This window comes from Candidatus Liberibacter sp., from assembly GCF_014048425.1.
Classification (GTDB): Bacteria; Pseudomonadota; Alphaproteobacteria; order Rhizobiales; family Rhizobiaceae; genus Liberibacter.
In genome coordinates this window covers 1-16,321 of record NZ_JACETX010000035.1, presented here as the reverse complement: position 1 = coordinate 16,321, position 16,321 = coordinate 1, and the positions used below count along the sequence as shown (strand labels likewise).

Here is a 16,321-nt window from a genome sequence, read left to right as displayed (position 1 = left end):
GAGAAGACAAGCCACATTCTATTGACGATGTCTTCTGTGAAAAATCCCTCAGCTGTCTTGAATATGATGGATGGTATGCCTGACGCCTCATCGAACACGAGCAACAAAGCAACAGAGTTATGAAGCCCTGCATATTAATACTAATATTTTTCTAAAAAAATAGGAGAAGGAATAGGAAGGTTATATCTCAATTTTTTCAAATTTTCTGAGGAAGATGGATCCATCTTCATAGATTTTTTCTTGTTTTGAAGAGTAGCATTGGTTCTTTGGGAGGATTCTGATGATGATTTATCGGAAAGGATCACATCTGTTTTCGGAGAATCACCATCTTTTTTGATTACTATAGTCTTTATTTCGTCGGTATTACTACCAGTATCTTGTCCAGGATTGTGAGAATTATTGTCCTTTTCTAATATATCTTGCTGGGAAAAATCAATTGGCTTCTCCTGAGATTCCAACAACTTCACCTGTATAGGATCAGACAACGATTTTTTTCCGGAAAATTTGTCATAAACTTCCCTATCTTGGTTTGGAAGAACCGCATTCTCAGCCGATTTTTCAGGGACGATTCGAATCATCTCCTTCATAGCATTTATAATACGTGGTTTTTTTTCAAAATAACCATATCCTTTATACAAATAAAAGGAAAAGTAAACGCTATATCCCGCTATTGCTAAAATACAGATCTTCAACCATTTTCGCTGATGCTTTACCCAATAATTTCCCAACTTTTGCATTTTATTTGGCGATTCTTGTCGCGAATCTTTCGAAACTTCTTTAAATGAACAATCGTTTTTAAAAAGAAAATTTAAATCTTTGTCAAAACTCTCCGCGAGACCATCCTTTTTCTTGCGAGATGAGCTCATGATTCTTTCCTTGGATTTCTCTTTAAAAGAAGCAATTCCTTGATTATTTTCAAAAAAAGCACCATCCTTTTTTTCCCCAGAAAAAGGATCTGCATCAACATCATGAAGAGAATTATTCTCTTCATTGTCCAGCAAAAGAAACGCGTCCATATCTCTCAAGACCTCTGGATAATCCTTAAAATCCATAATCTGATCGAAATCAAAATCTAGATCTCTTTCCGGCATATCTTGAGGATGAGGGTTCGCACTTTCACGATGACTTGAATGATTCTTAAGTTTTCCAGAACAAGATATCTCCTCTGAATATCCCTCTAAAGAACCAATAGACAATAATTCCCTTTCAAGATCCCCAATATCAAATTCAAAATCATCGTCCGTATCAGGATTGTATCTCAACTTCTCTTCCTGAATCTGCTTTTTGGATTGAGACGAATGACCGTTTTGAAAATCTTTCGAAGATTTAACACCCTGACCTAAAATAGATTTTTTTGACTTAAAAGGAAATTCTGGATAACCGAATCGAAGAACCTCTCCTCCTCTATTCTTGTCCTCTGAAGAAGGAGTTTTTCCATGTTTTCTAACTTTCCCTAACAAAGCCTTATAAGAGCTAGAATATTTCTTATCTTCGCTCAATCTCCCTAAAAGACGAGGATCTTGATTGATTTCCTCTCTCATAGGATTCAATTTTTTCTTTGGATCTAATTTTTCAGAAGAACCACTCTTCCGATTACTCATACCATTTGTAAAACTTGAAAAGACTTTTGTAGAAGATGCTGTTTTTGCTTTTTTAGGCAAAACTTTTGAAACAGATTGAGGATTCTCTTGAGGCAATGTGTTTGGAGATACATAATCCACATCAGACCCATTTACCGATACGGAATCTACGATAGAGGAATCCCTCATCCCGACATCCGTATTATATCTCTTCGTATTTTTTCTTGAAGAATAATCCGAAGAAGAAACTTTAGACGAATCAGAATGCCCTGATTCTTCCAAAGAACTAGCCGAATGTTCCAATGATTGAGTTGATGGAAAAGAAGAATCGGAACTTGTGCCGCCATGAGAATGTGATGATTTGTCGCACTCAACGCCATCAAGCGAAAACATGAGCTCCTGCTCAAGATCGCGGAAAAAATTTCTATCTTTTAAAAAAGCGTTTTCTACTTGATCTGGATGCTTCTGAATAGAAGGATCGACAGGCACAATTAAAGAACATGGCTTTTCTTTTTGAATAGAATCACCTTCTTTATCAAGAAAATCTTTTTTCCCTTCCATGACTCATACCATCCAATAATCCACCTAATCCAAAATCATGACAAAAATTCCAATACTCATTTCATTTCATGAAGCGATCAACCATACATAATATAAAAACCCGATTTAACAATCAAAGCAAATACTTATACTAACTTCAATCTCAATATGGTTAATTTTTTATTTCTCTCCTAAACGAATCACAAATATGATCTCTCTATATCATGATTCCAATAACCATGAAATATACTGGCAAGATCGTATAAGCCAAATACAAGCCTATGCGATTCCTGAAATACAATAGACCAAATCAAAAAAAAAAGCTTCTCTTTTCAATAGAAGATTTTTTTCAAGAAAACCTTTTCCCTTCCATGATTCATACCATCAATAACCCACTTAATCCAAAATCATGATAAAAATTTCAATACTCAATTCATCTCATGTGGCGCCTGAATACCAGCAATATAAAGCCCCGATTTAATAATCAAAGCAACGGCATATACTAACTTCAATCTCAATATGGTTAACTCTTTGTTGCTTTCCTGCACGAATCGTAAATCCGATCTCTCTTTACCATGATTCCAATGACTATGAAAAATACTGGCAAGATCGTATAGGTAGAATACAAGCCTATGCGGTTCCTGAAATATAGTAGCATTTTCAACAATACGAGGATACTCTGCAAGCTTGACAATAAGCTGTAATTCTATCGCATCAAATCCATCCTCTTGAGAAATTTCTTTCGATTTTATTGCAAAAGAATCGAAATCTAAATCAGCAAAAATATCCTTTGCTTGTCTAAAAATAGACATACAACGCGCATGAGCGTATTGCACATAAAATATAGGATTATCTTTGGACTGTTCTTTCACTTTGCAGAAATCAAAATCCAACATCTCTGAATTTTTACGCCACAACATCATGAAACGCACTGAATCACAACCAACTTCATCCACAACCTCACGTAATGTTATGAAATCACCTGCACGTTTTGACATTTTTATAGGGGCACCGTCCCTATAAAGTCGCACAAGTTCACACAAAAGCATGCTAACTTCTATCTCTTTACCCGCGACAGCTTCAGCAACTGCTTGAAGACGCTTCACATATCCACTATGATCAGAACCCAAGACATATATGATCTTATCAAAACCTCGCTTACATTTATCCATGAAATACGCAAGATCGGCAGCAAAATAAGTATAAGAATTATCCGACTTACATAAAGGACGATCGATATCATCTCCAACAGCCGTAGAGCGAAATAAAAGCTGTTCGCGATCAGATTCCCAATCCTCTTTAACTTTTGATTTCGGCGGCGGCAATATCCCCCGATATATATATCCCTGAGCCTTAAGGTTCTCAATGACAGTCTTTATAGCCAAAGAATCGTCTTTATGGAAAATCTTTTCTGAAACGAATAAATCATGTTGGATATTAAGAGCATTGAGATCATCTTTTATAATATTCATCATCGTTTCGACAGAATATTCTTTCACTATGGGCAACCACTTTTCTTCAGAGTATTCTAAAAGTCTTGCACCAAATTTATCCACCATCTCCTTTCCGAGAGATTGAAGATACAGCCCTGGGTAAAAACCTTCTGGAAGATCCGAATTTTCTCTGCCTAATGCTTGCTGATAGCGCCAAAATACAGATCGCGCAAAAACATCAATCTGCGCACCAGCATCATTAATATAATATTCTCTTGTCACTTCATAACCGGAAAATTCCATAAGATTAGCAAGCGTATCCCCTAAAACAGCACCACGACAATGTCCAACATGCATCGGGCCTGTTGGATTTGCAGAAACATATTCAACATTTGCTTTGATTCCCTTGCCCTTAGAAAGACGTCCATAATCTGCCCCAGCAGCAACAATGCTGGAGAGAACCTTCCCCAGACAAGAAGATGACAGATGTATATTGATAAATCCTGCTCCAGCAACAAGGACAGAATCTATATCAGGATCGTTTTTGATACGCTCCACAATCAACTCAGCAATAGAACGAGGAGAAAGACCCAAAGGTCGACTTAAAACCATAGCTGCATTAGTCGACAAATGCCCGTTTATCGAATCGCGTGGCTTCTCAACAACAATACGCTCCAAATCAACCTTTTCTCTATTCTCCTTAACAAGATCAATATCTTGAACAAGGTTTTTAAGTCGATGATTAAAATCTGCGAAAAGATACATCATAACACCCTGAGTGTTCTGTGGTGAAAAATCATTTGATGAAAGCCCTTTCTTAAAGTCTAAAAAGAATGAATCGCAAAAAAATAATACCACTTTTAAACACACTTATGCCATTAAAAGTTGCAAAAAAGAACTTTTATATAGCCATAATTGACTTCCAGGTTTTGGAGAATCAAAATGCAACTTTAAAAACATTTATGTTATTACAAGCTTTAAAAAACTCTTTTATAGCTCTCCTTAATGGTTTTAGTCGTTTTTTTGGCGTAATCTACTCTTCTTTTTTGGCATTATATATAGCCATCCCTAAAATAAATCCAATCAAGTAGCTTGTCGATAGCATCTCAAAATAATCATAGTGGCTTGAGACAAGACGTAATGTTTTTTTTGATTTGCAGTACTTGTCTTCATTTCGCAATCACATAGAAAAATATCTCAATATCTCGATTCATTCTCCAAATCGATTTTGCGATATGCTTTTTTGCAAATAGTTTTAAAATACCATCCTGAAAAAGGGATTTTTTTATGCATAATCCCATCCCTAGCGCTACGAATGTCTCTTGGCTTCTTGGATAAGGAGGATTCGTCAATACGAAGAAAGAATATCTATTATAGAGTTAGGCGTAAAGGCTCTCGATGGCGGGAGATGAAAGATGTTCTGGGAATATATCTGTTTCTATAAATGTTTTTGGTCTGGATCCCCAGGAAGAATCTCTTAACAAGAGTTGTTCGCTAGAAACCTCTTAGGAAAAGAACACCTCGTTCCAAATGAAAGAATCTGTTTTTTCTGAAATCGATCTTGCTTCGTTCTATGCTCTCGAAATAAAGCCAATCAATTGTCACACCATGATAAAGCCATTCTAGAAAACCGAATTCGTGTCATGAGAAAAATAGCATAGTAAATGTTACGAAAACAAAACCCCATCTCTATCGTATGCGCATATACGCTAAGATTCTTTGATGAAGATCCTATCTCTATCAATGCTTTTTTGAGTACACCCTCTTTTTGAAAGCACAAACCTTTTAAAAGACGTCTTTTTCACTGAATGTGGATGTTTTCCTATAGATTTCTATGGGTTTTATTGCACCATATTTTCCTCATCGATAATCAAAACTACTATTGCCTTTTGATCAGAAGTTATAAACCATCTCCTGCCATTTTCGGAAGATCAATGGGACGACCATCAAATAAGCGACGATGCGCTTCTATTGCATAGTTATCAGTCATCCCCGCCAGATAATCTCCAACACGTCGCGCCTTAACGGATTCATTGCTATCTATAGAATCTTCATCTATTAAATAATAGCTACCACACATTTTTTCGGGATCAGACATATACACTTCAAAAAGATCACGAATAATTTGTGATGCCTTTTCTCGGAAACTCATAATATCAGGATGTTTATAGACTCTTGTATGAAGCATATTCTTGATTTCTCTATCTACTGTAGCCATATCTTCGGAAAAATTGACAATGCTACGACCTGCGAGACGGACATCCTCAATGGATTGTGGCTTTAATGCCGCCAATTGAGTTTGTGCAACCGTTATGACATCTTCAACCATAGCGGTAATTTGCCTCCGTACAATTTCATGTACAAGCCGTTTCCTATCAAGATCAAGATCACGATAGCGATTCCGCAATACAGAGAGCTGATTTTTTAAAAAAGTCACTTCTTCTAACATGTCAAAAGTCAGCAATCCAGAACGCAAACTATCATCAATATCGTGAGCGTCATAAGCTATATCATCTGCGATAGCAGCAACTTGAGATTCGAGACTCGCAAAAGCGGAGAGATTTAAACCATCAACTTTGCAATATTCATGAAATATCTTGGGAACAAAACTTAATTTCTCATCTACTCTTTTTAAAATTGGACCGTTATGCGCAATCAATCCCTCCAAAGATTCCCAGGTCAGATTGATTCCGTCAAAGTCGACATAGCTATGTTCAAGCTCGGTCACAACACGCAAAGATTGGATATTATGATCAAATCCCCCACAAAAACAAAGCAAATCCTGCAAAACGTTTTCGCCGGCATGCCCAAAAGGCGGATGACCAAAATCATGTGCCAGTGCTATTCCCTCAGCTAAATCTTCATCAAGATTCAGTGCACGCGCTAAAGACCGTGCTATCTGCGATACCTCAATTGTATGCATCAAACGGGTCCGATAGTGATCCCTGTTTTGATAAAAAAATACTTGCGTTTTATCCTTTAATCGTCGAAATGCCGTAGTATGAATAATACGATCACGATCACGTTGAAATTCATGACGCGTCAGACTCTTTTTTTCCGGATAAAGCCTCCCCAAACTTTTCTCAGGATTGGCGGCATAAATAGCTCTCTCTTGATAACCAAATCCTAACAAATTCACATCTATCACTTTTTTCTCTTCGCTTTTATTCCCAACACATCTAGATACATTTTCAATCCACTCTATCACTTAAAAATAAAACACGCTATTATAAAAAAACCTATAACTTCAGGAGAAATTTTCATGAAATCTCTCATAAAAATAACTGATTCGGCTGCAAAACAAATCAAATTTATCCTGGCATCTGAAAAAGATAAACAGGCTCTCCGCATCACAGTCGAAGGAGGAGGCTGTTCCGGTTTCTCTTATAAGTTTGACCTTGCAACAGAGCTTTGTCACGATGATATCGTATTTGAAAAAGATGGTGCGAAAATCTTCATAGACCAGATATCTCTCGCTTATATGGAAAATTCAGAAGTCGATTTTGTAGACAACCTTATCAGACGATCTTTCCAAATACATAACCCAAATGTTAGTAGCAACTGTGGTTGCGGAACAAGTTTTTCTATATAAAACGGAAAGCATCCAATGAGTTTAATAACTGTGGCAACCTGGAACGTAAATGGTGTACGAGCACGGATAAACAATCTTGTTACATGGCTAAAGGAAAACAATCCTGATATCGTGTGTCTCCAGGAAACAAAAACCCAAGATATAAACTTTCCTCTTGAACCCATTCAGTCTTTGGGTTACCAAATTGAAATTCATGGACAAAAGGCATTCAATGGCGTCGCTATCATATCAAAATATCAACCAGAAGAAGTAATAAAGGGATTTCCCGACGATTCTATAGATGAACAAGCGCGCTTTATAGAAGCTGTCTTTAGCATAAATTCCCAGATATTGCGCATAGGAAGTCTCTATATTCCCAATGGAAATCCACTGTCATCTCCTAAATACGATTATAAACTTTCATGGCTTGAACGATTTTCACAATTTGCATCCAAACGCCTTGAGTTGGAAGAGCCTCTTATCCTTGCAGGAGATTATAACATCATTCCAGAACCCCGAGACTGTTATAATCCAAAAGCTTGGGAACAAGATGCCGTGTTCACTCCGGAAGTACGTCAAACTTTCCAAAAATTACAAAACATCGGATTCGTGGATGCGATACGCGCAACGAGTGACGCCCCTCATCTCTATTCTTTTTGGGATTATAAAATGGGTGCCTGGGAAAAAAATAAAGGAGTACGTATTGACCATCTGATGCTTTCTCCAGAAGCAGCTTTTTTTCTTCGCTCAGCTCAGATAGACAAGATGTCCAGAGGAATTGAAAAACCGTCAGATCATGTTCCTGTTATGGTCTCTCTAGAAATTCCTTGAGGATCAGATAGACAAGATGTCCAGAGGACTTAAAAAACCGTCAGATCATGTTCCTATTATGATCTCTCTAGAAATTCCTTGAGGAAAAGTAGATTCAAAATTTCAAATGTCGAATGATGTGTCTAGGAAATGTGATAAGTGTCTCCAGAAATATCTTGATATTATCCTAGAAGAAGTACTTTTCCAGCAACTTTGCTAAAATCCCAGCAATCTGCTGGAAGGCGGAAAACGTATTTCCCCATCCTTGGTGTCTTTGTTTCTAGCAAGAGTAGTGCTTGTAGTTGCAAAATTCCAAGCATACCGTCTCAAGAGAGATCTTACTACAAAAGGAAATGCTCATTTGCAATTCTCTGATGCCTCAGACCCCTCTCCAAAGCTAGAAATCATACGTATCCCAAGCTTTTGCAAAACCTTGTTTGCGATGTTTAGAAATTCTTCCATATGCTTATGCAGGCATTTCTATGTAACCGATACGACTTTCTTCCGTACGGGTACATCCAAGCTGCATTGTACCATATATAAAATCAATAAAGCACATGTCTGGACGTTCTTGCGATATAAGCTCTAAACCGTTCCATATCGCCGTTTCCAAAGCGGGTTTTTCCCAAAACAACGCTAAGCTCTTAACTTCTTCCTTTTTTGTAGGATCAGCTGATTTTGGTAGAGGAATGATCGGTTTCGAAGAATCTTCTTTTCCTTGAGCATCACAAGCGCAAGTCTGTTTTCTACCACCTGGCAGATAATCAGAAACGATGATCTTAAAGCCTGCGAAGTGCGTAATACATCCATTTTCCATATTAGCCAAGTGGACATAGTTATTGATCATTCTTATAACGCAAGAGAAAAGAGAGTCATAAGAATCTGGTGTCATTGCCAGATAGTCCTCTTTATTGCAAAAGTCTACTCCGTTCTTGACAAGTTTCCTTGCAGCCAGCAAAATTCTATCCGCTATATTGCTCTCGGTATTTGAACTTCCAGGAATTTTAGCATCAATCTTAACAATCATATTTTGATCAAAAAAAACTTCTGCTGACGGATCGCACAGATCTTTCATACTTTGACCGAACGCCGCTCTAACCACTTCCTTTTCCATCGCTTCTTGAAAAGAATTGATGATTAACTGTGACAAAGGACCTCTTGGATTTTGATTCAGTTCATCAATGGGGTACTGGTCTGTAGGAAAATTGATGCAAAACGTTTGAGGAGTAATGATCCGTCGCTCAAATTCTGCGTTTTCTTCAGGAGTACCCGAATAAACACCTATCTTTTTGTATGCCTGAATAGGTTTGTACGGGTTGAAGACAATGACTTTGTCTCTCCCGATTGATTTGTACGAAGCACTGTGTGTCCAGATATACCTCTATTGATACCATTCAGAGCAAGTTGAACATGACTTGCTACTTTTATATTTATAGAACTTTGTGTTGCCATTATTATTTTCCTTTGCGGATTACATTATGGAGTATGTCATGATCAGAGACAGCTTTTGGATCTCCGCTATTATATTTTGAAACCCATTCAGGGTTGCTTAGGAATAAGTAGAATTTATAAATATCATTTAAGTCTTAAGGTTGCAATCAGTTAATCATAAAAAGTAGAATACCTTCTTTATTATATATATAATCAAGATTTTTGAAGTATTAGGAGGAAAATCCTATATATATTTTTCTGGAGTTTTGGCTATTGATTATTGGCATGCTGATCTAGATATTTGTGAGATCCTAAAAACATCAGAACAACAAGCGAATGAATTTCTTATAACCGGTTTATAAAATAACTTAAGACATTGATTTAATTATGTTTTTCTTATCGTCTCTTTGCCTTTTGGATTTGGTTCGGAGTTATCGATAATAGAACATGTTCTAGGTTCAAGAAAAATAAGAGAAACACTGTTCGCTCTTGGAGCGAAAAGCAGAGCATTAGGTTTAGAATCAACTTCTAAAAGCTTCAAAGCTAGCTATCCAACAACTCCATCAGCGCAGAGAAAGCTAAACTTATATACAGTATACTCGAAAGAAAAGAACCATGGGTCTATCAAAAATATTTAACATACAGAGGATTAAAAACCTATGGCGAGGTGAAGAAAGTCTTGCTTACACATATTGGATCTTTGCGGCAATAAATTTTTTATTCTTCGTTACTTGGACAATATTTGCAATGTTCTGCTATGGGTTACTCTATGGATTCGAGTCATTAAACCCGATGATATATAATCCAGCTTTAATCATGATGATCATGATAGTCGGATCTGCATTCAATGGATACACTAATGGTATCATAATCTATCTGGCAGATAAATTTTATCATAAGACACGATGGGCTAAAGTTATTCTATTTCTTTTCTCGTTGCAATTATCGCAAGCGTTAGACATAGCATGTATTTATGGCTCTTATTATGTTGTTTCTCTGATTTTATATGGTACGTTTTTTGGAACAGCGATATATCGCTTACGTGGCGCAAAATCCGAAATACATATTAGTAACAAGGAAGAGAATAGTTAAACTTTTTCTTCCTCTGCCCGATGTTATTGGCATACCAAAAGCATCAAGCATAAGAGATGATTTGTTTTTGCAATAAAATCTGTTGAGTATCTCTGCAAAAAGAATAGAAATCTTCATCTCTCACTTGGCGAGGAAAGATTCTTAACGTAGCAAACGCTAGATCAGAAAATATTTCTCATAATCAACAGATTATCAATCTCATGCAAGAATTGGGATGCGAAACCCGATCGCGATATCAGGAAAAGGAGTTACGATACGACAAAGTCATTATTATGACCGATTCTGATGTTAATGGAGCACACAGAGATTCTCTCCTTCTGAATTTTTCTCACCAAGAATGGTGAGTGCAATCTTCAAAAGAGAAAAGTGGTTCTCACAATTCTAAAAATGTGAAGAAACCAAGTAAAACACATTCAGATTCACCCGTGAGGAAATTAGCATTACGACCAAAAATGCAATGCAATGGGCGGTTATTTTTCTAGGATTGATATCCGTATACTTTTTTAAGGGGTTTCTTGTTCCCGTTCTTGCTGCCCTTATGATTGGTTCTGCAAGTTGGCCTTTATATAGTTTTCTTAAAAAAAAATAAAGTATCTCCAATATTTTTAACAATCTTAGTGGATGTATAATCTCATCAAGGAAGAACATCTTTTTCTTATTTTGCCACTAATTTACAGGATAATTCAGGGATCAAAATTGGTTTATAAAAGAGATGAAAAAATAAAAGCGAGCTAAATCCCCCAAAATTCTATACTCCATATCTCCTTATCTTTCCTTAATCACCGAAAATCCTCAGAAAGGGATACAATAAGTTACAAAAACATCTCTATAGACGGTTGTCTTTATCTATTTAATACTTCACATGTCCCATCCGTTTTTCCGACAACAACACATTCGGCCATTTCAAGAAACAAACCATGTTCAATAACCCCAGGAATAGCATGCAACGCGTTTGAAAGAAATTCAGGATCTGGAATACACCCAAAAAACGCATCAACAATATAATTTCCTCCATCGCTTATAAATAAATCAGAAGCATCCCGACGCAAACAAAGATCTTCTTTTAATCCCAATTGAGAAGCAACTTTTTTAATAGCAAAACAAGTGGATACAACACCAAATGACGAAACCTCTATGGGCAGAGAACCTTGACCAAGAAATTCAACCACCTTGGTCTCATCCGCAATAACGACCATACGGGAAGATATGCTCGCTACGATTTTTTCATAAAATAGAGCCCCTCCACGCCCCTTAATAAGACGCAAGCGAGAATCTGTTTCATCACAACCATCTACGGTTAAATCAATACACGATACATCCTCAATCGATCGCAAAGGAACACGATTTTCCTTACAAAAATTTTCTGTATCTCGCGAAGTCGCAATACCTTGCACACGCAAACCATCTGCAATCCTTTGCGAAAGAAGAAGTATGAATTCCTTTGAAGTGCTTCCTGTACCTATCCCCAAAACCATATCATGATCAACATATTGAAGCGCCAAACGAGCAGCATTCTTCTTCATTTGATCAGCTTCCATCTTACTGCCTCTTTTTATACTCTCTTAATCACTAAAACACCGGAACTTATCAAAGAATCTACTATGGAACGAAGATAATGCTTCTGCCCATATCCTTCTATCAACAAAAAAGATAACAGACATTACACCCTACTATGAATTGACAGGAAATTATCAAAGAATCTAACATGGAACGAAGGAAATGCTTCTGCCCATATCTTTCTATAAATAAAAAGGATAACAGATACTATACCCTACATATGAATTGGTTTATAAAAACTAGATAAAGCCGCTTCTCTCACAGCCTCTGACATCGTTGGATGTGCATGACAAATGCGAGCCAGATCCTCGGAGCACCCTCCAAATTCCATAAGAACGACCGCTTCATGAATCATTTCACCGGCACCAAGACCCAAAATATGAACTCCTTCTACCCGATCACTCTGCTTATCTGCGAGAAGCTTTACAAAGCCATCAAGAGAATTCATAGCACGTGCCCTACCGTTAGCACTAAAGGGAAATTTCCCTACTTTATATGACTTTCCTTCAGATTTTAACTGTTCTTCAGTCTTCCCTACTGAAGCCACTTCAGGATGAGTATACACGACACTCGGAATAAAGGCATAATTAACATGCCCTCTTTGTCCGGAGAGAATTTCCGCAACCGCGATACCTTCATCTTCAGCTTTATGAGCCAACATCGGCCCACGCACAACATCCCCAATAGCATAAATATTAGGAATAGATGTCTGAAAATTATCTCCTATTTCTATGCAACCCCGATAATCAATTTTTATGCCAATTTCTTCAAGTCCAAGACCAGAAATATAAGGTTTACGCCCCGTCGCCACCAAAACAGCATCGGCTACAAGCTCTACGGATTCTCCACCTCTAACAGGCGTATAAACAAGCTTCGCCTTTTTTTTCTCTCTTTTCACAGAAACAACCTGCGAAGCAAGCCTTATATCCATCCCTTGTTTGGATATGATTTTCAAAAATTGATTTGAAATTTCACGATCCATCCCTCCCAAAACAGCCTCAGAATGTTCGATTACTGTCACACGAGAACCAAGCCTCATCCAAACAGATCCCAATTCTAAACCAATAATACCTGCCCCTATAATTAACAGATTTTTTGGTACTGAATTGAACGAAAGTGCCCCTGTGGAAGATACAATAACATCTTCATCTATATCAATTTTTAAACCCCGTACTCCTGCGACCTCTGATCCCGTAGCAATAACAATATTCGCGGCTTCTATAATTTCTTCAGAATCTTTGTTCCGGACAGATATTTTATCAGGAGATATAATCTTGGCGGATCCATGATAGGAGGTAATTTTGTTTTTTCTCAAAAGAAAATCTATACCCTGAACGTTCGCCTGGACGACAGATTTCTTATAGGACATCATTTTTTCTAAATTCAATTTCGAAGATGAAACATCAATCCCAAGATCATCAATCCCTCGCGTGACGTGATCATAAACTTCTGATGTATACAACAACGCCTTTGATGGAATACAACCAATATTTAAGCAAGTACCACCATAAGTTTTTTCTTTTTCAATTATAGCAACCTTATTTTTTAATTGTGAAGCCTTTATTGCACAAGCATAACCAGCTGGACCAGCCCCTATCACAACAAGATCATAAACCATAGATTTTCCCGTCCTCAACGAACACATGCTCCAACAGACAAACTTTTACGTATCCATAAAATGGATTTTTCTCAATTTTATCCTAAAAAGCCATTAAAATACAATATTTTCTCTTCCAACAAGTATTTATAAAACCACTATTTCCATCTATCTCTTTTCAAAAACCATCAAATAAGAGCTAAAAAAACTCGCTTACAATACAAAACTAAAGAGTCATTAAAATGCAATCTTTTATCTCCTATAAAGTATCGATAACAACCATTTTTATATATCTCTTTTCAAAAATCATCCAATGAAAACTAAAAAGAAAAAAATCTACAAAGAGATAATATATCTTTTCAATCCTTTTATATATCCAATATGAATCGCTCAGGATCCTCTAAGTATTCCTTGACGCGAACCAAAAACATTACAGATTCTTTACCATCAACAATACGATGATCGTAAGATAAAGCGATGTACATCATAGGACGAGCAATAATCTGTCCATTTTCGACAACTGCCCTTTCCTGAATTTTGTGCATACCAAGAATACCAGATTGCGGCGGATTCAGTATCGGAGAAGACAAGAGTGATCCATATACTCCTCCATTTGAAATAGTAAATGTACCATTCCGCAAATCATCAACAGAAAGTTTTCCTTCGCGCGCCAACTTTGCAAGACGACTGATACTCTTTTCAATCTCTGCTAGACTCATCTGATCTGCATGTCGTAAAACTGGAACAACGAGTCCCTTTTCCGTGCCAACCGCAACTCCAATATTGCAATAGTTTTTATAAACTATATTGTCCCCATCAATTTCTGCATTAATACCTCTAATTTCCTGCAGAGCTTGACAAACTGCTTTAATGAAAAAACCCATAAAGCCTAATTTTACCGCGTATTTCTTCTCGAATAAGTCCTTATAGCGACTGCGAATCGCAAGTATGCGCGACATATCAACTTCATTGTAAGTGGTCAAAATAGCCGCTGTATTTTGAGCATCTTTAAGACGCTTAGCTATAATTTGACGCAAACGAGACATCTTTATACGCTCTTCGCCGGAAGTGGCTTTGCTCTCAATAGAATCTTTACATGAGATACTTGATATAACCTGAGTGGAAAGCGCTGATACAACGTCAGACTTCAGTATTTGCCCTCTCTTTCCCGTCCCTTTGACATCAGATAATTCAACGGCATTCTCTGCCATAATTTTAGCTGCAGATGGAGATTGCGGCATTTGATATGAAATTATGCTTTTTTCAGAAAGATCCTGAGACAATTGGACAGGATTCTTTGAAAAATCTGTATCTCCTGATGAACTCTCCTGAATATATCCAAGAAAGCCACCTGGTTCCACCATTTGACCTTCCGTGATAGAAATTTCACTTAATATTCCTGAAGCAGGAGATGGCACCTCAATAGCCACCTTATCCGTTTCAATCTCCAACAAAGTTTCATCGCTATTTACAAAATCACCAACCTTTTTAAGCCATGAACCTACCGTTGCTTCACTGATAGACTCTCCCAAAGAGGGAACAAGGATTTTTACAACCATAACCTTCAACTTCCATTTATTTAAAATTCAACTCTACCCAAAATCTTTATTCAATATCTTCTTTATTCCTTACAAAAAGCCTCTTCAATAAACGCATGAAACTGCTCCATATGCTTAAACATCGAACCTACAGCTGGAGAAGCCGCTGCCGGACGCCCAACATACTGAAAAAGCTTATGTGTCACATCAATACGCAAAAGAATCGCCTCCAAATAAGGTTTAACGAAGCTCCACGCTCCCATATTCTGGGGCTCTTCTTGACACCAAATCATCTCAGAATTTATAAAACGCGATAAAATTTCTGCAACCAAATCCTCTGGAAAGGGATAAAGCTGCTCAATACGCAGCAAGTAAACATCAGAAATATTATGTGCGTCACGTCTTTCTAAAAGGTCGTAATATACCTTTCCTGTACACAGTATAACACGACGAATTTTCTGATCCTTTACAAGTTTTATCGAACCTTTGCTGGAATCATCGGCATCATCCCATAAAACAGGACAGAAAGCACTCCCACAGGTCATTTCCGAAAGAGAAGAAACTGCTCGTTTATGTCGCAATAATGATTTTGGCGTCATCAAAACTAACGGCTTACGATTAAGTACACCACCGCAAATCTGGCGACGTAAAATATGAAAATAATTCGCAGGAGAAGTACAATTAGCAACGCGCATATTATTTTCAGCACACATTTGCAAAAACCTCTCAAATCTAGCAGAAGAATGCTCTGAGCCTTGCCCCTCATATCCATGTGGCAACAAGCAAACAATACTCGAAGTTCGCGACCATTTTTGTTCTCCAGAAGAAATAAATTGGTCAAAAATAACTTGCGCACAATTTGCAAAATCACCAAATTGTGCTTCCCAAAGAGTTAGAGAATCGGGATTTTCCATCGAATAACCATACTCAAATCCCAAAACCGACTGCTCGGCAAGCATGGAATTTACAATCTCACAACACCCTTGATCCGACGAGAGATGTGCTAACGGCATATAATGTTCTTCAGTCTTTTGATCACACAGGACTGCATGGCGCTGCGAAAAAGTACCCCTCTGACAATCCTGCCCAGACAGACGCACCTTATAACCTTCAATACAAAGAGAACCAAAAGCCAAAGCTTCCGCCATAGCCCAATCCACTCCCATTCCTTC

10 protein-coding genes and 2 pseudogenes are annotated in these 16,321 nt (G+C 37.4%); 4 read left to right on the top strand and 8 right to left on the bottom strand.

Annotation, left to right across the window (positions count from 1 at the left end; translation table 11 throughout):
* Nucleotides 1-140: 140 nt before the first annotated feature.
* The 3 genes from H0G72_RS04550 to H0G72_RS04540 form a co-directional block, all read right to left on the bottom strand.
* Nucleotides 141-2,141: a hypothetical protein gene (locus H0G72_RS04550; RefSeq protein WP_182017594.1), complete on the bottom strand. Its 2,001-nt coding sequence runs from the start codon at nucleotides 2,139-2,141 to the stop codon at nucleotides 141-143.
* Between the two features lie 407 nt (nucleotides 2,142-2,548).
* Nucleotides 2,549-4,318 carry an arginine--tRNA ligase gene (argS, locus tag H0G72_RS04545; protein WP_182017597.1) on the bottom strand — a complete coding sequence of 590 codons (1,770 nt, stop codon included), beginning with the start codon at nucleotides 4,316-4,318 and terminating at the stop codon, nucleotides 2,549-2,551.
* 1,135 nt (nucleotides 4,319-5,453) lie between these two features.
* A complete protein-coding gene (locus tag H0G72_RS04540) occupies nucleotides 5,454-6,701 on the bottom strand; it encodes a deoxyguanosinetriphosphate triphosphohydrolase (protein WP_182017593.1) in 1,248 nt (415 codons plus the stop codon).
* 114 nt (nucleotides 6,702-6,815) lie between these two features.
* Here H0G72_RS04540 and H0G72_RS04535 point away from each other — a divergent pair, with 114 nt between their 5' ends.
* Complete coding sequence (locus H0G72_RS04535) at nucleotides 6,816-7,145, top strand: HesB/IscA family protein (protein WP_182017592.1); 330 nt, start codon at nucleotides 6,816-6,818, stop codon at nucleotides 7,143-7,145.
* Nucleotides 7,146-7,169: 24 nt separating this feature from the next.
* Nucleotides 7,170-7,955, top strand: coding sequence for an exodeoxyribonuclease III (xth, locus tag H0G72_RS04530; RefSeq protein WP_182017596.1), 786 nt, complete (start codon nucleotides 7,170-7,172; stop codon nucleotides 7,953-7,955).
* 445 nt (nucleotides 7,956-8,400) lie between these two features.
* Here the strand turns inward: xth and H0G72_RS04525 are convergent, their stop codons facing one another.
* On the bottom strand, nucleotides 8,401-9,261 hold the full coding sequence (locus tag H0G72_RS04525) for a phage capsid protein (protein WP_310649490.1): 861 nt from the start codon (nucleotides 9,259-9,261) through the stop codon (nucleotides 8,401-8,403).
* A gap of 896 nt (nucleotides 9,262-10,157) precedes the next feature.
* Between H0G72_RS04525 and H0G72_RS04520 the strand changes: the two genes are divergently transcribed.
* Nucleotides 10,158-10,457: a hypothetical protein gene (locus H0G72_RS04520; protein WP_182017590.1), complete on the top strand. Its 300-nt coding sequence runs from the start codon at nucleotides 10,158-10,160 to the stop codon at nucleotides 10,455-10,457.
* A 119-nt stretch (nucleotides 10,458-10,576) separates the two neighbouring features.
* Nucleotides 10,577-10,795, top strand: a pseudogene (locus tag H0G72_RS04515) (toprim domain-containing protein); the annotation flags it as partial.
* Nucleotides 10,796-11,299: 504 nt separating this feature from the next.
* Here the strand turns inward: H0G72_RS04515 and rpiA are convergent.
* From rpiA to sucA, 4 genes and pseudogenes are all read right to left on the bottom strand, one after another.
* Nucleotides 11,300-11,995, bottom strand: a complete 696-nt coding sequence (rpiA, locus tag H0G72_RS04510; protein ID WP_182017589.1) for a ribose-5-phosphate isomerase RpiA — start codon at nucleotides 11,993-11,995, stop codon at nucleotides 11,300-11,302.
* 233 nt (nucleotides 11,996-12,228) lie between these two features.
* Nucleotides 12,229-13,632, bottom strand: coding sequence for a dihydrolipoyl dehydrogenase (lpdA, locus tag H0G72_RS04505; protein WP_182017588.1), 1,404 nt, complete (start codon nucleotides 13,630-13,632; stop codon nucleotides 12,229-12,231).
* A 347-nt stretch (nucleotides 13,633-13,979) separates the two neighbouring features.
* Complete coding sequence (gene odhB / locus H0G72_RS04500) at nucleotides 13,980-15,170, bottom strand: 2-oxoglutarate dehydrogenase complex dihydrolipoyllysine-residue succinyltransferase (RefSeq protein ID WP_182017587.1); 1,191 nt, start codon at nucleotides 15,168-15,170, stop codon at nucleotides 13,980-13,982.
* A 62-nt stretch (nucleotides 15,171-15,232) separates the two neighbouring features.
* Nucleotides 15,233-16,321, bottom strand: a pseudogene (gene sucA / locus H0G72_RS04495) (2-oxoglutarate dehydrogenase E1 component); the annotation flags it as partial.